16 protein-coding genes are annotated in these 18,289 nt (G+C 74.7%); 12 read left to right on the top strand and 4 right to left on the bottom strand.

The features are described from left to right. Window positions 1–375 precede the first annotated feature (375 nt). A complete protein-coding gene (locus V6U77_RS20590) occupies window positions 376–672 on the top strand; it encodes a DUF4193 domain-containing protein (protein ID WP_334608012.1) in 297 nt (98 codons plus the stop codon). A gap of 139 nt (window positions 673–811) precedes the next feature. Then, window positions 812–1,738, top strand: a complete 927-nt coding sequence (locus tag V6U77_RS20595; protein WP_334608014.1) for a hypothetical protein — start codon at window positions 812–814, stop codon at window positions 1,736–1,738. Between the two features lie 88 nt (window positions 1,739–1,826). On the opposite strand, the gene V6U77_RS20600 is transcribed toward V6U77_RS20595, so the two are convergent. After that, a complete protein-coding gene (locus V6U77_RS20600; protein ID WP_334608015.1) occupies window positions 1,827–2,333 on the bottom strand; it encodes a DUF3093 domain-containing protein in 507 nt (168 codons plus the stop codon). 85 nt (window positions 2,334–2,418) lie between these two features. Here V6U77_RS20600 and dut point away from each other — a divergent pair, with 85 nt between their 5' ends. From dut to V6U77_RS20620, 4 genes are all read left to right on the top strand, one after another. Then, on the top strand, window positions 2,419–2,988 hold the full coding sequence (dut, locus tag V6U77_RS20605) for a dUTP diphosphatase (RefSeq protein ID WP_334608016.1): 570 nt from the start codon (window positions 2,419–2,421) through the stop codon (window positions 2,986–2,988). 25 nt (window positions 2,989–3,013) lie between these two features. After that, window positions 3,014–3,682: a DUF3710 domain-containing protein gene (locus tag V6U77_RS20610; RefSeq protein ID WP_334608017.1), complete on the top strand. Its 669-nt coding sequence runs from the start codon at window positions 3,014–3,016 to the stop codon at window positions 3,680–3,682. A gap of 126 nt (window positions 3,683–3,808) precedes the next feature. Further along, window positions 3,809–4,189, top strand: coding sequence for an OB-fold nucleic acid binding domain-containing protein (locus V6U77_RS20615; RefSeq protein ID WP_334608018.1), 381 nt, complete (start codon window positions 3,809–3,811; stop codon window positions 4,187–4,189). Between the two features lie 31 nt (window positions 4,190–4,220). Beyond that, window positions 4,221–4,931, top strand: coding sequence for a DUF3159 domain-containing protein (locus V6U77_RS20620; protein ID WP_334608019.1), 711 nt, complete (start codon window positions 4,221–4,223; stop codon window positions 4,929–4,931). 12 nt (window positions 4,932–4,943) lie between these two features. Here the strand turns inward: V6U77_RS20620 and V6U77_RS20625 are convergent, their stop codons facing one another. Together V6U77_RS20625 and V6U77_RS20630 are read right to left on the bottom strand one after the other, a co-directional pair. Further along, window positions 4,944–5,633, bottom strand: a complete 690-nt coding sequence (locus tag V6U77_RS20625) for a potassium channel family protein (protein ID WP_334608035.1) — start codon at window positions 5,631–5,633, stop codon at window positions 4,944–4,946. 2 nt (window positions 5,634–5,635) lie between these two features. After that, window positions 5,636–6,301 carry a potassium channel family protein gene (locus V6U77_RS20630; protein WP_334608020.1) on the bottom strand — a complete coding sequence of 222 codons (666 nt, stop codon included), beginning with the start codon at window positions 6,299–6,301 and terminating at the stop codon, window positions 5,636–5,638. 162 nt (window positions 6,302–6,463) lie between these two features. Between V6U77_RS20630 and V6U77_RS20635 the strand changes: the two genes are divergently transcribed. The 4 genes from V6U77_RS20635 to dxs all read left to right on the top strand — a co-directional run bounded on the left by V6U77_RS20635 (window position 6,464) and on the right by dxs (window position 13,047). Beyond that, window positions 6,464–8,539: an APC family permease gene (locus V6U77_RS20635; RefSeq protein WP_334608021.1), complete on the top strand. Its 2,076-nt coding sequence runs from the start codon at window positions 6,464–6,466 to the stop codon at window positions 8,537–8,539. Continuing rightward, a complete protein-coding gene (locus tag V6U77_RS20640) occupies window positions 8,536–9,789 on the top strand; it encodes a class I SAM-dependent RNA methyltransferase (RefSeq protein WP_334608022.1) in 1,254 nt (417 codons plus the stop codon). The genes V6U77_RS20635 and V6U77_RS20640 overlap by 4 nt, the downstream gene beginning before the upstream one ends. A gap of 9 nt (window positions 9,790–9,798) precedes the next feature. Beyond that, window positions 9,799–10,968, top strand: a complete 1,170-nt coding sequence (locus tag V6U77_RS20645) for an anhydro-N-acetylmuramic acid kinase (RefSeq protein WP_334608023.1) — start codon at window positions 9,799–9,801, stop codon at window positions 10,966–10,968. A 126-nt stretch (window positions 10,969–11,094) separates the two neighbouring features. Continuing rightward, the gene (gene dxs / locus V6U77_RS20650; RefSeq protein WP_334608024.1) at window positions 11,095–13,047 is read left to right on the top strand and encodes a 1-deoxy-D-xylulose-5-phosphate synthase; all 1,953 of its coding nucleotides are present in this window, start codon (window positions 11,095–11,097) and stop codon (window positions 13,045–13,047) included. Between the two features lie 69 nt (window positions 13,048–13,116). Here dxs and V6U77_RS20655 read toward each other — a convergent pair whose 3' ends face one another. After that, on the bottom strand, window positions 13,117–14,310 hold the full coding sequence (locus V6U77_RS20655; RefSeq protein WP_334608026.1) for a hypothetical protein: 1,194 nt from the start codon (window positions 14,308–14,310) through the stop codon (window positions 13,117–13,119). A 189-nt stretch (window positions 14,311–14,499) separates the two neighbouring features. Here V6U77_RS20655 and V6U77_RS20660 point away from each other — a divergent pair, with 189 nt between their 5' ends. Both V6U77_RS20660 and V6U77_RS20665 read left to right on the top strand, forming a co-directional pair. Beyond that, window positions 14,500–16,449, top strand: a complete 1,950-nt coding sequence (locus tag V6U77_RS20660) for a hypothetical protein (protein ID WP_334608027.1) — start codon at window positions 14,500–14,502, stop codon at window positions 16,447–16,449. Then, complete coding sequence (locus V6U77_RS20665) at window positions 16,449–18,263, top strand: hypothetical protein (RefSeq protein WP_334608028.1); 1,815 nt, start codon at window positions 16,449–16,451, stop codon at window positions 18,261–18,263. The genes V6U77_RS20660 and V6U77_RS20665 overlap by 1 nt, the downstream gene beginning before the upstream one ends. The last annotated feature ends 26 nt before the right edge of the window (window positions 18,264–18,289 follow it).

An 18,289-nucleotide genomic window follows, 5' to 3' on the forward strand; every position in this document is an offset into this window, starting at 1 on the left:
GTCGGGCCGCCCCGCCGGCCGTCGAGTACGCCGCTGAGGTTAACGGTTGTCCGGCCGTCGCGTGGAAACAGCCGGACATGCCGGCGCGCCATCCGGGAACGGGGTAGTACTACCCCTATCTTCGTGTCGCCTGAGTCACATTGGGAACAACTTCGCGTGCGGGGGCGTACATCTCAGCCACGAGGGCGGTATACATGCCTCGCCCAAAGGGGGGTATGGTTCCGCGCCTCGCCGGGTGTTCCTTGGGGATGCCTCCGTCCGTGCTGTCTTCGGGTCGGGTGACCGACACAAGTGGTGGCCGGCCAGCGGAACCGAAACGGCGTCGTCCGGCGTTACAACCGGAAGCGACAACATCGATATGGGAGAGTGAGACCGATGGCCACCGACTACGACGCCCCGCGTCGCGACGAGGTCGACCTCGGCGAGGACAGCCTGGAAGAGCTCAAGGCACGACGCGTCGACTCGCAATCCGGCGCCGTGGACGTCGACGAGGCCGAGGTCGCCGAGAGCTTCGAGCTGCCCGGTGCCGACCTGGCCGACGAGGAACTCACGGTCAAGGTGCTGCCGATGCAGCAGGACGAGTTCCGGTGCGCCCGCTGCTTCCTGGTGCATCACCGCAGCCAGTTGGCGGTCGAGCGCAAGGGCGAGCTCATCTGCCGCGAGTGCGTCTGACACCGTGCGTCCGCACCAGCGGCGGCTCCCTCGTCGGGGCCGCCGCTGATCGAGTCGCCGTGCGCTACTCCGGGGGACCTGCTTGACTCGTTGACGGGTGACCGTCGTGTCGACGTCGGTCCATTCGGGAGGTCGGTCCATGAGCGAGCGGAGTGAGTTCGGCGGCACGCGCGACGCGGAGCCGACCCGGGCCGGCGACACGGGCGACCCCGTGCGCGGCGACCGCGCCGACGTCGTGTCCGCGCGCGGTGCCCACGCCGACGTGGTGTCTCCGCGCGGCGACCACGCCGACGCCGTGTCCGCGCCCGGCGCGGACGAGCTTGGCGCCACCGTCGCGGCGCTGACCGCCGACGACGTCGAGCCGGCGCGCCGACGCCAGCTGCTCGGTCGGCTCGTCGGGCAGGCGCGGGCGCGCGGGCTGACGGATCTGTTCAAGCCGAAGAGCGCGATGCGCTGGATGGTCGACACCGTCGCCGAGATCGCCCCGCACGTGCCGGTGCGTGACCTGGCCACCCTGCGCCAGCACTTCGACGGCCTGGACGGCGAGGAGCTGGCCGAGCGGCTGGTGCGCAACGCCGCGCGTACGACGGCCGGGATCGGCGCCGCCGGCGGGGGAGTGGCGGCGGTCGAGTGGGCGGTCGCCCCGACCCTGCTCTCCGCGCCGGTCCTGCTGGCCGCCGAGACGGTCGCGGTGGTGGCCGTCGAGCTGAAGCTGATCGGCGAGCTGCACGAGGTCTACGGGGTGCCGGTGCCGACCGGCGGCACCCAGCGGGCGATGGCGCTGGTGCAGTCCTGGGCCGGGCAGCGGGGGATCAATCCGATGATGCCCGGGGTCGGGGTCGGCGCCGTGCTGGGCACCGCAGCCCGCAAGGAGTTGCGCGACACGCTGCTCAAGCGCTTCGGTCGCAACCTGACCACTCTCGGCCCCTTCCTGACCGGGGCTGCGGTGGCCAGCTACCTCAACCGCCGGGCCACCCGGGCGATGGCCGACCAGCTCCGCGGCGACCTGCGTCGCCAGTCCGCGCTCCGGCCGGGCACCCCGCCGGCCCTTCCCGGCGCCGGCTGAACCGACCGGGCGCCCGACGGGGCAGGGCGGCGCAGGGGCGGACAGGACCCCTGACGGGTTCGGCGAGGGGGCGCAGGAGCCGGGCGGCTCAGGGACGGGCGGCGTCGCGGGCGGCGAGGACCGCCTCGGCCAGCTCGACCGGGCGGCGGGTACTGACCACCCAGAACGGGGTGGGGTCGGCCGGGTCGTCGAGGACCACCTGGACGGCACCGGGGATCCACGGCCGCTGCACCACGAACGCCAACGGGTCGGCGCCGACCCCGAGCACCTCACGCCGGCCGGCGGCGTCCAACGGGACGACGTCGGCGACGAACGTGACCGGCAGCCGGGCGTCGTCCACCCGCAGCTCGCCGTCGCGTACCGCGATCCTGATCCGGCCGAGCCAGGCCAGGCCGGCGGCGGTCGCCGGCAGCAGCACCACGAACGGCAGCCAGGCGCGCACGCCGGGCGCGCCCATCCAGACCTCCACGGCGAGCAGCGCCGCCGCGGCGAGCCCGCCCAGCCACAGCCACCAGGGCAGGCCGAGCCGCTCGGCGTACTGCGGGGGCGCCGCGGCGGGCGGCGCCGGGGACGGCGAGGATGGTGACTGGCTCACTCCTGCGAGGGTACGGCGCACGAAGGGCGCTGGAACCGGCAGGATGGCAGGGTCACCCCAGCGAAACGGACGGAAGAGGGGAACCGTGACCGACGTCGTACCCGTGCCCGTGCGGCAGCTCGACCCCGGGCTGCCGCTGCCGGCGTACGCCCATCCCGGCGATGCCGGGGCAGACCTGGTGGCGGCGGCGGACGTCGAGCTGCCACCCGGCGGCCGGGCCCTGGTCCCGACCGGCGTGGCGATCGCGTTGCCCGAGGGGTACGTGGGCCTGGTCCACCCCCGTTCGGGACTCGCGGCCCGACTCGGCGTGACGGTGCTCAACGCGCCCGGTACGGTCGACGCCGGCTACCGGGGTGAGATCCTGGTCAACCTGATCAATCATGATCGGGAGACACCGGCGAAGATCTCCCGTGGCGACCGGATCGCACAGCTCGTCGTGCAGCGGGTGGCGCGGGCGGAGTTCCGGCCGGCGGCCGAGCTGCCCGCGTCCCGGCGCGGGAGCGGCGGGCACGGCTCCACGGGTGGCCACGCCGGCCTGGTGCCGCCTCCCACGGGCGGCGGGCAGGGCGGGGTCCCGGGGGCGCCGGACGTGCCGGACGCGCGACGGGAAGAGCGGGACCGGGCAGGCGGCCGGACGGAAGAGGTGGCAGGGTGAGAACGAACAGCGGAGGGTTGGCGCAGTGATCTTCTCCCGGAAGCGGGACAGTGCCGGACGGCACGCCCGCGACGAGCGGACGACCGAGGTCCTCGACTCCCACGAGGAGCCGGCCCCGGCCCGCGGCCCGTACGACATCTCCGAGGCGCCCGAGGGCGTGCAGCGGCTGGACCTGGGCAGCCTGCACATCCCGGCGGTGCGCGACGTCGAGGTGCGGGTGCAGGCCGACCCGGAGGGCGTGATCCAGCAGGTCGTGCTCGTGCACGGCTCGAACGCGCTCCAGCTCGGCGTCTTCGCCGCGCCCCGCTCCGAGGGCATCTGGGACGAGGTGCGCGAGGAGATCCGCAAGTCGCTGTTCAACGACGGCGCGGCGGCCCAGGAGGTCCAGGGCGAGTACGGCACCGAGCTGCACGCCCGGGTGCGCACCCCGGACGGGCTGACCGCCCTGCGGTTCGTCGGCATCGACGGGCCGCGTTGGATGGTCCGCGGTGTCTACCAGGGCGACGCGGCCACCGACCCGGCCGCCGCCGGCCCGCTCGCCGAGTGCCTCGACGGCCTGGTCGTCGACCGGGGCCAGGAGGCCAAGCCGGTGCGCGAGCCGCTGCCGCTGCGGCTGCCCCGGGACGTGACCGACCAGGCGGGTGACGCGGCCGCGGCCGACGGCAACCCCGCGCCCGCGCCCCGCGAGGCCTGACCGACTGTCACGACGCGCCGGGACCGGCCCCGTCGGCGTACGCTGGCGGGACGGTTCCGGCGCCGCCGGGGGACCTACCCGGGTCGGCGTCGCGTCGGCCAGCGTGGAGAGGGTGACGCGGAGGTCATGTCGACCGACGAGGGCCGGGGTTCGCTGCGCCGCATGCTGCGACGGCTCACCGCGAGCGAGGCGGAGATCGAGGCGCAGGAGCTGCGCCGGGAGAGCGCCGAGCACGGCGGTGTCCCGGCCGGGCAGTGCACGCGGGGCCAGGTGGTCTCCGTGGCCGGACGGCTGCGCACGGTGGTCTACACCCCGCGGACCAACCTGCCCACGCTGGAGGCGGACCTCTACGACGGCAGCGACGTGGTCACCCTGGTCTGGTTGGGCCGGCGGCACATCGCCGGCATCGAGCCCGGCCGGCACCTGACCGCGCGCGGGCGGGTGGCCTTGCGCGACGACCGCAAGGTGATCTACAACCCGTACTACGAGCTGGAACCGCCGAAGTGACCCGGTGGCCGCGGCGGACGGAAGGCGTGCGATGACGACGGGACAGCACCGGGCGGCACATCCGGAGAGCGACCCGCAGGGCGAGGAGCCGCTGCCCACCCTCGCCGAGCAGATGGCCGACCAGCTCGGCGGTTGGCGGGGGCTGGTCGAGTCCAGCATCCCGGTGGTCGTCTTCGTGCTGGCCAACATCATCGGCGACCTGCGACCCGCCGTGATCGCCTCGGTGGCGGTGGCGCTCGTGATCGCCGGCCTCCGGCTGGCGCAGCGGCGACCGGTCCGGCACGCGGTCAACGGGCTCTTCGGCATCGCCGTCGGCGCCGCGATCGCCTGGCGCACCGGCGACGAACGCGACTTCTACCTGCCCGGCATCCTCTACGGCATCGGCTACGGGCTGGCCCTGCTCGTCTCGGCGGCCATCCGGCAGCCCCTCGTGGGGTGGATCTGGTCGGTGCTGGTGGCCAAGGGCCGCTCGGAGTGGCGCGACGACCCGCGCCTGGTGCGCACCTTCACCGGGCTCACCGTGCTCTGGGGCGTGGTGTGGCTGGCCAAGGTGGGCGTGCAGGCCGGGCTCTACCTCGCCCACCAGGACACGGCGCTCGGCGTGGCGCGGCTGGCGCTGGGCTACCCGCCGTACGTGCTGCTGCTGCTGATCACCGTCTGGACGGTGCGGCGGGTGACCCGGGAGTCGGAATCCGAGGCGCTGCCCGGCGACCGAACCGCCCCAGCGCCACCCGGCGGCTGAACCGCCGCGGGATCAGCGCTGCCCGCGGGTGCGCTCGACGCTGTCCGCCCCGAGCACCACCGTGCGGACCGCGTCCTCCACCTCGGCCGTGCACACGAAGATCAGCTCGTCGCCGGCCTCGAGCGAATCGTCCGGGGTGGGCACCAGCACCCGCTTGCCGCGCAGGATCGCCACCAGCGCCGAGTCGCGGGGCAGCGGGACCGCGCGCAACGGCTCCCCGACGTACGGGGCGGTCGGCGGCAGGGTGATCTCCACCAGGTTCGCCTCGCCCTGCCGGAAGGTCATCAGCCGGACCAGGTCGCCGACGGTGACCGCCTCCTCGACCAGGGCGGCCATCACCCGCGGCTTGCTCACCGCGACGTCGACGCCCCACTGCTCGGTGAAGAGCCACTCGTTCTCCGCCCGGTTGACCCGGGCCACCACCCGGGGCACCGCGAACTCGGTCTTGGCCAGCAGCGAGACCACCAGGTTGACCTTGTCGTCCCCGGTGGCGGCGACCACCACGTCGCAGCCGGCGATGTCGGCCTCCTCCAGGCTGGCCAGCTCACAGGCGTCGGCCAGCACCCAGTCGGCGGCCGGCACCCGGTCGGGCCGCAGCATCCGGGGCTGCCGCTCGATGAGCATCACCTGGTGGCCGTTGTCGATCAGCTCCTGGGCGATCGAGCGGCCCACGTTGCCCGCGCCGGCGATGGCGATGCGCATGCTCACAGCCCTCCTTCCGGCGGCGCCGCCGCCACCGACGTGACCGTCGCCGCCAGGTCGTCGGTGACCAGCATGAAGACCTGGTCGCCCTCCTGCACGACGCTGGAGCGCGTCGCCAGCGTGCCGATGCCGAACCGGATCAGGTACGCCACCCGGGCCCCGCTCGCCTCCTCCAGGGTGCGCAGCGGCCGGCCGACCCAGTCCTTGTGCACCGGCACCTCGACGATCGACACCGTGCTGGTCGGGTCCCGGAAGATCTCCACGTTCCCCTCCGGCACCAGGTGCCGCAGCATCCGGTCGGCGGTCCACCGGACGGTGGCCACGGTGGGGATGCCGAGCCGCTCGTAGACCTGCGCGCGGCGCTGGTCGTAGATGCGCGCCGCCACCCGGGACACGCCGAACGTCTCGCGGGCGAGCCGGGCGGAGATGATGTTGGAGTTGTCGCCGCTGGAGACGGCCGCGAAGGCGTCCGCCCGCTCGATGCCGGCCTGCCGGAGCACCTCCCCGTCGAAGCCGGCGCCGGTGACGGTGATCCCGGCGAAGTCGGGGCCGAGCCGGCGGAAGGCGTCGGCGTCGTGGTCGATGACCGCGACCGAGTGCCCCCGGGACTCCAGGCTGTAGGCGAGGGTCGAGCCGACCCGGCCGCAACCCATGATCACGACATGCACCGCGTCCCTCCTCAAGGTGCGCAACGCCCGGTCGGTGAGCCTGCCGTCTGCGAGCCTGCCACGTTCCGGGCGCGGGCGCGGACCGACGGTACTCCGCCGGTCCGCCGCGCCGTGATCGGCCACCCCACGAGGCACTTCCGGGTGGTCGTACGCTTGGCGGTCGTGGCCAGACCCACCTCGCTGCTGAAGCGGCTGCTCCTCGGTCGACCGTTCCGGTCCGACCGGCTCAAGCACACGCTTCTGCCCAAGCGCATCGCGCTGCCCGTGTTCGCGTCCGACGCGCTCTCCAGCGTCGCGTACGCGCCCGACGAGATCCTGCTGACCCTCTCCATCGCCGGCGCCTCGGCGTACTTCTTCTCGCCATGGATCGCCCTGGCCGTCGTGGTGGTGATGCTCACCGTCGTCGCCAGCTACCGGCAGAACGTGCACGCCTACCCCTCGGGCGGCGGAGACTACGAGGTCGCCACGGTCAACCTCGGCCCCCGGGCGGGCGTCGCGGTGGCCAGCGCGCTGCTGGTCGACTACGTGCTCACGGTCGCGGTCTCGGTCTCCTCCGGGGTGGCCAACCTGGGCTCGGTGGTGCCGTTCGTGGCCACCCACAAGGTGCTGATCGCCGTCACCGCGGTGGTGCTGCTCACCGCGGTGAACCTGCGCGGCCTGCGGGAGTCCGGCACGGCCTTCGCCATCCCCACCTACGGCTTCATCATCGTGATGGTCGGGATGCTGCTCACCGGCCTGATCCGGGTCTTCGTGCTCGGCCACGACCTGCGCGCGCCCAGCGCCGGCCTGGAGATCCAGGCCGAGCACAGCGTCACCGGCTTCGCCCTGGTCTTCCTGCTGCTGCGCACCTTCTCCTCGGGCTGCGCGGCGCTGACCGGCGTGGAGGCGATCTCCAACGGGGTGCCGGCGTTCAAGGCCCCGAAGAGCCGCAACGCGGCCACCACCCTGCTGCTGCTCGGCACCATCTCGGTGGCCATGCTGGTCGGCATCATCTGGCTGTCCCGCCTCACCGGCCTGCAGTTCGTCGAGGACCCGAGGCTCCAGATCATCTCCGGCCCCGAGGGGTACGTGCAGAAGACCGTCACCACCCAGCTCGGCGAGACGGTCTTCGGCTCCGGCTCGGTGCTGCTCTTCGTGGTCGCCGGGGTGACCGCGCTGATCCTCTTCCTCGCCGCGAACACCGCGTTCAACGGCTTCCCGGTGCTCGGCTCGATCCTCGCCCAGGACCGCTACCTGCCCCGGCAGCTGCACACCCGCGGCGACCGGCTGGCCTTCTCCAACGGCATCGTCTTCCTGGCCGTCGCCGCGATCGTGCTGATCGTCGGCTTCCAGGCCGAGGTGACGAAGCTCATCCAGCTCTACATCGTGGGCGTCTTCGTCTCGTTCACGCTCTCCCAGGCCGGCATGATCCGCCACTGGAACCGGCACCTGAAGACCGCGCGGGACCCGCAGGCGCGCCGGCGGATGCTGCGCTCCCGGGCGATCAACACGTTCGGCATGGTGATGACCGGCGCGGTGCTGGTCATCGTGCTCGTCACGAAGTTCCTGCTCGGGGCGTGGATCGCCATCGCCGCGATGGCGATGATCTACGTGCTGATGCTGGCCATCCGCCGGCACTACGACCGCATCGCCGCCGAGCTGACCCCGCCGGACGAGGACCGCGGGGTGCTGCCCGCCCGCAACCACGCCGTCGTGCTGGTCAGCAAGCTGCACAAGCCGACGCTGCGGGCCATCGCGTACGCCCGGGCGACCCGGCCGGACACCCTGACCGCGGTGACGGTGAACGTCGACGAGAAGGACACCCGGGAGTTGCAGGCGGAGTGGGAACGGCGGGACCTGCCGGTCCCGCTGACCGTGGTCGACTCGCCGTACCGGGAGATCACCCGGCCGATCCTGGGCTTCGTGGCCGGCGTGCGCCGGGAGTCACCGCGCGACGTGGTGACGGTCTTCATCCCGGAGTACGTGGTGGGGCGCTGGTGGGAGAACCTGCTGCACAACCAGAGCGCGCTGCGACTGAAGGGCCGGCTGCTCTTCGAACCGGGGGTGATGGTGACCAGCGTGCCGTGGCAGCTCGCCTCGACCGCAGGCAAGGATCTGGACCGGCTGGACGCCACCCTGACCCGGGGTCCGGCGCGCGGTCCCCGGGTCGCGCCGCGCGGCACCCTGCCGCCGAGCGTCCCGCCCGTCGTGTCCGCGCCGCCCGGCGAGGGCGGCCCGAGTGGTGGAGGTGAGCGGTGACCGCGCAGGGCGAAGGTCGAGGGCTCGAGGAGGCCGAGCGGGTCGAGCTGACCGTCGGGGCGGTCGCCCCAGGCGGGCACTGCGTCGCGCGGGTGGACGGCCAGGTGGTCTTCGTCCGGCACGCGCTGCCCGGCGAGCGGGTCGTCGCCGAGGTGACCGAGGTGCACAGGGGGTTCGTCCGGGCCGACGCGGTGAGCGTGCTCGAGGCCGCCCCGGAGCGGGTCGAGCAGCCATGCCCGTACGCGAAGCCGGGCCGCTGCGGCGGCTGCGACCTGCAGCACGTCGCCCCGGCCGCCCAGCTCGACTGGAAGGCGGCGGTCGTACGCGAGCAGCTCACCCGCCTCGGCGGGCTCACGGACGCCGCGCTGGACGCCCTCGGCGTCCGGGTCGAGGCGCTGCCCGGTGGACCGCTCGGCTGGCGCTCCCGGGTCCGCTACGCCGTCGACGGCGCGGGCCGGGCCGGCCTGCTCAAGCACCGCTCGCACGAGGTGGTCCCGATCGACCGCTGCCTGATCGCGCACCCGGCCATCCGGGAGCTGCCCGTGCTGGTCCCCTCCGGGACGCGCTGGCCGGACGCGGACGCGGTCGAGACGGTCGCCTCCACCGGCGGCGACGTGGCCGTGACCGCCGTCGCCGACGGGGTGCCCCGCACGGTCAGCGGCCCGCAGCGGGTCCGCGAGGTGGCTGCCGGCCGGGAGTGGGCGCTGCCGGCGTCGTCGTTCTGGCAGGTCCACCCGGCCGCCGCCGACACCCTCGTCGGCGCGGTGCTGGCGCTGGCCGACCCGCGCCCGGGCGAGCGGGCCTGGGACCTCTACGGCGGGGCCGGGCTCTTCGCCGCCGCGCTGGCCGACCGGGTCGGCGACGCGGGCCGGGTCACCCTGGTCGAGTCGGCGGCCCAGGGCGTCGCCGCCGCCCGGGAGAACCTGCGCGACCTGCCCCGGGTCGAGATCGTGGGCGCCCGGGTGGAGACCGCCCTGGCCCGCCGCCGGATCACCGGCCCGGTCGACGTGGTGGTGCTCGACCCGCCGCGCTCCGGCGCGGGCGCCCGGGTGGTGCGGGACCTGGTGGCCGCCGGCCCCCGTGCGGTGGCGTACGTGGCCTGCGACCCGGCGGCCTTCGCCCGCGACGTGCGCACCTTCGCGCAGCTGGGCTGGCGGCTGGCCGCGCTGCGCGGCTTCGACCTGTTCCCGATGACCCAGCACGTCGAGCTGGTCGGTCTGCTCCTGCCGCCCGACGGGGCCGACCGCTAGCCTGACGCGATGAAGATCGTCGGACTGATGTCGGGCACCTCCTACGACGGGGTGGACGTGGCCGCCGCGGAGTTCGCCCCCGACGGGGACACGCTGCGGCTGCGCCCGTTGGGCCACCGGAGCCTCGACTACGACGACGGCCTGCGCGCCGCGATCGGCGCGGTGCTGCCGCCCGGGAGCAGCACGGTCGAGGCGGTCTGCCGGCTGGACAACCGCCTCGGCGAGGTCTTCGCGGAGGCCGCGGCCCTCGGCGTCGAGCTGGCCGGCGGCGCGGTCGACGCGGTGGTCTCGCCCGGGCAGACGGTCTTCCACTGGGTCGACGGCGGGCGGGTCCGGGGCACCCTGCAACTCGGCGCCGTGGCCCGGGTGGCCGCCCGGGTCGGCGTACCGGTGCTGTCGGACCTGCGCTCGGCGGACGTCGCCGCCGGCGGGCAGGGCGCGCCGCTGGTCCCGGCGTTCGACGCGCTGCTGCTCGACCCGGCGGACGGCGCGGCCCCGCGCGCCGCGCTCAACCTGGGCGGCATCGCCAACCTCACGGTCCTCGCGCCGGGCGCGCCGGTGCTCGGGTACGACGTCGGGCCCGCCAACGCGCTGCTCGACGCGGCGGCCCGGCGGCTGCTGGGGCGGCCGTGCGATCTCGACGGCGCCCGCGCGGCGGCCGGTCGGGTGCACCCCGGCCTGCTCGACTCCCTGCTCGCCGAGCCGTACTACGCGGCGCCCCCGCCCAAGTCGACCGGCAAGGAGCTGTTCCACGCCGGCTACCTGGACGCCCGGCTGGCCGCCCTCGGCGAGCCGGTGCCGGCCGACGACGTGCTCGCCACCCTGACCGAGCTGACCGCCCGGGTGGTGGCCGCCGAGTGCGACCGGCACGGCGTGGCGGAGGTGGTCGCGGCCGGCGGCGGGGTGCGCAACCCGACCCTGACCGCCCGGCTGGCCGCCCTCGGGGCCGGGCGCTGGCGGCTGCGTACCACCGACGAGCTGGGCGTGCCCGCGCAGGCCAAGGAGGCGTACGCGTTCGCGCTGCTGGGCTGGCTCTCCTGGCACGGGCTGCCCGGCGCGCTGCCCTCGGTGACCGGCGCCACCCGGGCCGCCGTGCTGGGCTCCTGGACCCCGGCCGGGCCGGCGTACCGGGGCGCCCCGGCCGTCGCGGCGCCCCGGCGGTTGGTGATCGCGGCCTGACCGTCCCGGGCGTCCCGGCCGGCCGCGATCCATCCGGGGGCTGACCAGGCGCTCAGCACCCACGACCGGTGGGCGGGCCTCCGGGCTGGGCTGCGGAGTACCGGGGGGCCGATAGACTCTTGCGTCATGAGCGTTGAAGAGGACACGGTCCACCACACCGGGCTGCTGGCCACTGTCCGGGGTCCGCAGGACGTCAAGCGGATGTCCGCCGAGGAGTTGGACGTCCTCGCCGCCGAGATCCGTGACTTCCTGGTCGCCAAGGTCTCGCGCACCGGTGGCCACGTCGGCCCCAACCTGGGCGTGGTCGAGCTGACCCTGGCCATGCACCGGGTCTTCGACTCCCCGCGCGACCGGCTGCTGTTCGACACCGGTCACCAGGCGTACGTGCACAAGATCCTCACCGGGCGGCAGACCGGCTTCGACCGGCTGCGCCAGCGCGGCGGCCTCTCCGGCTACCCCAGCCAGGCCGAGAGCGAGCACGACCTGATCGAGAACTCGCACGCCTCCACCGCCCTGTCCTACGCCGACGGCCTGGCCAAGGCGTACGCGCTGCGGGGCGAGCAGCGCAGCGTGGTCGCCGTGGTGGGCGACGGCGCGCTCACCGGCGGCATGTGCTGGGAGGCGCTGAACAACATCGCCACCTCCCGCAACCCGCTGGTGATCGTGGTCAACGACAACGGCCGGTCCTACGCGCCGACCATCGGCGGCCTCGCCGACCACCTGTCGGCGCTGCGGCTCAACCCCGGCTACGAGAAGGTGCTCGACACCGTCAAGGAGGCGCTCGGCTCGACGCCGCTGGTCGGCAGGCCGATGTACGAGGTGCTGCACGCGGTCAAGCGGGGCATCAAGGACGCGGTCGCCCCGCAGGCGATGTTCGAGGACCTCGGCATCAAGTACGTCGGCCCGGTCGACGGGCACGACGTGACCGCGGTCGAGTCGGCGCTGCGCGCGGCGAAGAACTTCGGCGGCCCGGTGATCGTGCACGCCGTCACCCGCAAGGGCTACGGCTACCGCCCGGCCGAGGAGGACGAGGCCGACTGCCTGCACGGCCCGGGCAGCGCCTTCGACATCGAGACCGGCAAGCTGGTGGCCGCCCCGTCGGTGAAGTGGACCCACGTCTTCGCCGACGAGCTGGTCGCGATCGCCGACGAGCGGCCCGACGTGGTGGGCATCACCGCCGCGATGGCCGAGCCCACCGGCATCGCCAAGCTGGCCCGCAAGCACCCGAACCGGGTCTACGACGTGGGCATCGCCGAGCAGCACGCGGCCACCTCGGCCGCCGGCCTGGCCCTCGGCGGGCTGCACCCCGTGGTGGCGGTCTACGCGACCTTCCTCAACCGCGCCTTCGACCAGGTCCTGCTGGACGTGGCGATGCACCGGCTGCCGGTGACCTTCGTGCTGGACCGGGCCGGCATCACCGGCCCCGACGGGCCGAGCCACTACGGCATGTGGGACATGTCCGTCTTCGGGGTCGTGCCCGGGCTGCGGATCGCCGCGCCCCGCGACGCCGCCACGCTGCGCGAGGAGCTGCGCGAGGCGGTGGGCGTCGACGACGGCCCCACCATCGTCCGCTTCCCGACCGGCACCGTCGCCGCCGACCTGCCGGCCGTGCGCCGGGTCGGCACCGTCGACGTGCTGGCCGAGTCGGCCCGCAAGGACGTGCTGGTGGTCGCGGTCGGCTCCTTCGGCCACCTCGGCATGGAGGTGGCGACCCGGGTCGCCGGGCAGGGCTTCGGGGTCACCGTGGTCGACCCGCGCTGGGTCCGTCCCGTCCCGGCGGAGCTGGTCGAGCTGGCCGCCGGGCACCGCCTCGTGGTCACCGTCGAGGACGGCGTCCGGGTCGGTGGCGTCGGCGACGCCCTCGCCCAGGCGATGCGCGACGCCGACGTCCGGGTGCCGCTGAAGGACCTGGGCGTACCGGCCGACTGGCACCCGCACGGCACCCGCGCGCAGATCCTCGCCGACCTCGGCCTGACCGCGCAGGACGTGGCCCGCGACGTCACCGGCTGGATCTCCCGGCTGGACGTCGAGCCGGTGGAGCCGGTGATCACCGCCGACGACGCGGCCGCGCAGAACTGAGCCTCCGACCGCCGACGGCGGGTGCCCCGGGAGACCGGGCCACCCGCCGTCGGCGTCCCGCGTGCCGGGTCAGCGGCCGCCCAGGGAGCGGTAGTGGGGCTTCTCCGCCTCGGCGAGGCTGAACGTCTGCGAGCGGGTCGGCATCGGCACCACGACCAGCCCCGGCCGGTCCACCAGCCGGAGCGTGTCCGGCGGCGTCGACAGCGAGCTGTCGGCGGTCGGCCGCCAGCTCAGCACGGCCAGCGGCTGCCCCGGCACCGGCAGCGTGTAGGTCTGCAACGGGTTGGACCGGTCGGCGGGGGAGACCACCGGCGTGCCCCCGTCGGAGGGGCGGTACACCACGGCGGTCATCGTGCCGTCGGCCGTCTCCCAGGTGAGCTGCTCCAGCTCCGCCGGCTCGCCGCCGCCCAGGGCGACCTCGCCCAGGGTGCGTACGGTCAGCTTGGTCATCGGCCACGACGACGGCACCGAGCGTGGCGCGTCCCGGTCGCCGATGCGCCGGGGAACGCTGCCGAAGGGGCCCTGCTCGCCGGCGAGCACGCAGGTGTCCAGGCCGGTGAGGGCCCGCTTGCCGGAGCCGCTCTCGTCGCGTACGAGCGGGTAGCGCGGGTCGGTGGTGCCCGTGCCGAGGTCCAGCAGCCGGTCGGCGGACCGGCCCCGGGGCAGCGCCTCGGTGGCCCTGAGCGTGGCGGTCACCGGCACCGCCCGGCACGCCGGCACGTCCACCGGCTCGGTGAGGCCGTCGGCGTGCCGCAGGGCGCGGCCGTCCGGCCCGAGCAGCCGCTGCACCCGCTCGGAGGTGAGGTAGCGCCGCCCGTCGGAGGTGTGCACGGGCAGCACGTCGGAGTAGACCAGGTAGCCGGGGTCGGTGTACTCGGCGGCGCGGGTGACCGCGTACCGGCCGTCCTCGGCGGTGACCTGGAGCAGCCAGGAGGCGCTCTCGCCGGGCACGTCGGCGGCGACCAGCGCCAGCGGCGCGCCGTCGACCTCGCCGGACCAGAGGATCCCGGAGGTGGGCAGGTGCACCCGGTCGTCGGCCGGCGACCGCCAGTCGCGTACCGCCCCGGTCACGGCCGACCGGACGGCGGCGTCACCCGCGAGCGTGCCGCGGGGCGGCCAGACCGCGAGGTCGCCGTCCAGGCTGTCGTAGCCGACCCGCAGGTCGCCCGGCCGCCGCTCGGCCACCGGACCGCAGGCGGTCGCGGTGAGCAGCAGGCTCAGCAGTGCGGTGGCCGTGATGCCGCGCCGGCGGACTGGAGCCACCTGTACGCCCCCTCGATCGCCTCAGCCGTCGTTCAACGGAAAGCGCCATAGTACGAGATGTCGGATCACCGGGGCGCGCCACCTCGACCGCCGTCGTTGTGCAGGTCGGGGGCCGTGGCCGACACCGGCCACACAGGACACTGCCGTGGTTTCAGGGTGAATGTCCCGCTCGGGTAGACTCCGCCGACTGTGACGCCTGCCGAGACCCGCGCCGAATCCTGGTCGGAATCCGACGCCGCCGCGGCCCCCGCGTCCGAACCCGTGGCGCCGCGCGTGGAACCCGGTGACCGTACGCCGGACGGGGCCGCCGGCGACGCCGAGCCCGGCGTGGCCGCCGCGCCGACCGACGCCGCCACCCCCTCCGGCGAGGCCGGCGGGGCGGATGCCGCGGCCCGGCCGCGACGGTGGACCCGGCGGCGGCAGGACCTCACGGTCTTCGGCCTGTTCCTGCTCGCCGCGGTGTGGGTGACCAGCCAGATCTGGGTGGACCCGGCCGGCCGGGTGGCGTCGCTCTACAGCAGCGACCCGGCCCAGGTGCAGTTCTTCCTCGCCCACTCGGTACGCGTGGTGCTGCATGGCGAGTTCCCGTTCTTCACCGACCAGTTCAACTACCCCGACGGGGTCAACCTGATGGCCAACACGGCCATCCTCGCGCTGGGCATCCCGATGGTGCCGGTGACGCTGCTCTTCGGGCCGGCCGTGACCTTCGTGGTGCTGGTCACGCTCGCGCTCGCCGGCACCGCCTCGGCCTGGTACTTCGTGCTCTCCCGGCACGTCGTGCGCAGCCCGCTGGCGGCGGCCGTCGGTGGCTGGTTCTGCGGGTTCTCGCCGGCGATGCTCTCGCACGCCAACTGGCACCCCAACATCATCTCCCAGTTCCTGCTGCCGTTCATCGTCTGGCGGGTGCTGGTCATCACCCGGTCCCGGCGGCCGTGGCGCGACGGCGCGCTGCTCGCCCTGATGGTCACCGCCCAGGCGTTCATCAACGAGGAGATCCTGCTCTTCACGGCGCTCGCCTGCGGGGTGTTCCTGCTGGCCGTGCTCGCCCAGCGGCCCGCGCTCTGGTCGGCGGCCTGGCGACCGCTGGCCAAGGCCCTCGCGATCTGCACCGTGCTCGCCGGGTCGCTGCTGGCCTACCCGCTCTACGTCCAGTTCGCCGGGCCGATGGCGTACCACGGGCTGAGCGACGCGGTCCGCGACTACGGCAACGACATCGCGGCCTTCTTCGCGCCCGGCTCGCCGACGATCGGCGGCGACCAGCGCGCCAACGTCAACCTCGCGCCCAACTACTCGGAGGAGAACGCCTTCTTCGGCTGGAGCCTCGCCCTGATCGCCGTCGGCATCGTGGCCTGGCTGCGGCGGGAGACGCTCGTGCGGGCGCTCGCCGCGACCGGCGCGTTCTTCGCCGTGCTCTCCCTCGGCGAGCGGGTGTCCTGGTGGGACCGCGAGCTGTTCACCGGCCCATGGGAGTGGCTGGTCCGGCTGCCGCTGCTCGACGCGGTGGTGCCCACCCGGTTCGGCCTGATCACCAGCGTGGTGGTGGGCATCCTGCTGGCCCTCGCCGTCGAGCGCTCCCGTGCGCTGCCGCTCGAGCGGCGCACGCTGCGTACGCTCACCGTGGCCGGTCTCGTCCTCGCGCTGCTGCCGATCGCGCCGATGCCGTTGCAGGTGACCTCCCGCCCGCCGGTGCCGGACTTCATCACCGCCGACCGGTGGCGCGGCTACGTCGGTCCCGACCAGACGCTGGTGCCGATCCCGGTGCCCGCCATGGGGCACACCCACGGGATGCGCTGGGCCGCCTCCACCAACCTCGACTTCAAGATCCCCGGCGGCTACTTCCTGGCGCCGCGCAACGGCAACACCGGCGACCCGGGCCGCTTCGGCGGCCGGCCCAGCGGCGTCGGGCGGCTGCTGGAGGAGGTGGCCTCGACCGGCCGCATCCCGAAGCTGGACGACCGGCAGCGCCGTCGCTCGCTCGACGAGCTGCGGCACTGGCGGGCGGCCATCCTGGTGCTGCCGGTCGGTCAGCACCACGCTGAGCAGCTGCGGCGCACCGTGGAGCAGTTGGTCGGTCCCGGTCGCCGGGAGCTCGACGTCTGGGTCTGGGACGTCCGGGCGCTGACCGACCCCTCGGCCTGATGACCGCCCCGGTGGCGACCGGCACCGTCGACGCGGCACCCGCGCGGCGGTCCCGCCGGCTGCCGGTACGCGCGCCGGACGCGCTGGTCGTCGCCGGCTATTTCGCCCTGGCGGTGCTGCTGACCGTCGGCCAGTGGGGCCGCCCGGGGCGGCTGTTCCACCAGGCGGGGGACCAGGTCCTCTTCGAGTGGATGCTGGCCCGTGCGGCCCGGGCGGTGACCCGCCTGGAGAACCCGCTGTACAGCGCGGAGCTGAACGCCCCGGACGGGGTGAACCTGATGGCCAACACCTCCGTGCTGGGCCTGGGGGTGCCGCTGACGCCGGTCACCCTGCTCTTCGGCTCGCAGGCCGCGTTCCTGGTGGCCGTGGTCTGCTGCCTCGCCGGCACCGCGACCGCCTGGTACGCCCTGCTGCGCCGCCGGCTGGTCGACTCCCGGGCCGCGGCGGCCGTCGGCGGGTTGTTCTGCGGCTTCGCCCCCGGCATGGTCGCGCAGGCCGGGGCGCACCTGCACATGGCGGCGCAGTTCCTCGTGCCGGTGATCCTGGCGCTGGTGTTCCACCCCGACCCGCGCCGGGTGTGGCGGCACGGCACGCTGCTCGGGCTGCTGGTGGCGTACCAGGTCTTCCTCGGCGAGGAGGTGCTGGTCTTCCTGGTCCTCGCCGCCGGGACGTTCGCGCTGGCGTACGCGGCGGCCGACCGGGGGGCCGCACGCCGGCTGGCGCCCGCGCTGCTCGGCCGGCTCGCCGTCGGCGTGGCGGTCTCGCTGCCGCTGCTGGCGTACCCGCTGTGGTTCCAGTTCTTCGGCCCGGGCCACTACCGGGGGATGCCCTTCCACGCGTACGGCTACCAGCTCGACGCCGCGTCCTTCACCGCCTCCGCGCGGCAGACGGTGCTCGGCGACGACCACCTGCCGGGGCTGCTCGCGCCCAACCCCACGGAGGAGAACTCCTTCTTCGGGCCGGGGCTGCTGGTGCTCGCCGTGGTGATCGCGATCTGGCTGTGGCGTCGGCCGCTGGTGCGCGCGCTGGCCGTCTGCGGGCTGTTCTTCGCGCTGCTCTCGCTGGGCGAGCAGGTCCGGCTGGACGGCACGCCCACCGGCATCCCCGGGCCGTACCGGCTGGTCGCCGGGCTGCCCCTGCTCGACCACGCGGTGCCGGCGCGCTTCCCGCTGGTCTGCGTCCCGGTGCTGGGCGTCCTGCTCGCCCTCTCCCTGGACCGGCTGCGCCCCGAGGCCGTGGCCGGAGCGCGGGGCGACGGCATGACCGGGGCGTGGGCGGGCGGCGTGCCGGTGCGGCTGCTCTGGGGCGGGGCGGTGGCCGCCGCGCTGCTGCCCCTGATCCCCACCCCGATCCGGACCGTGCCGGCGTGGCCCGTGCCGGCGTTCGTGGCCGAGGGCGGCTGGCGCGCCCACGTCCCGCCGGGCCGGACCCTGGTGCCGGTGCCGCCGGTGACGGGCGCCGGGATCAGCCCGGCGATGCTCTGGTCGGCCCGCACCGGGCTGGCCTTCCCGGCGCCGGGCGGCTACTTCATCGGCCCCCGGGCCGCCGACGATCCGGCCGCCCGGTGGGGCGCGCCGGACCGCCCCACCGCCGAACTGCTGCGCCGGGTGGCCGAGACCGGCGAGGTGCCGGTGATCACCGACGAGCACCGCCGCCAGGCGGTCGAGGACCTGCGCCACTGGCGCGCCGCCCTGGTGGTCCAGGGTGGGCTGCACCACGGCCACCCGGTGCGCCGTACGGTCGACGCGCTGATCGGCCCGGGCCGGGAGGTGGCCGGCGCCCACGTCTGGGACGTCCGCCCGCTCGTGGACTGAGCCGGTTCGTCAGCCCACCAAAGTCG

The organism is Micromonospora sp. CPCC 205546 (genome assembly GCF_036902715.1).
In the GTDB taxonomy this organism is placed as follows: Bacteria; Actinomycetota; Actinomycetes; order Mycobacteriales; family Micromonosporaceae; genus Micromonospora.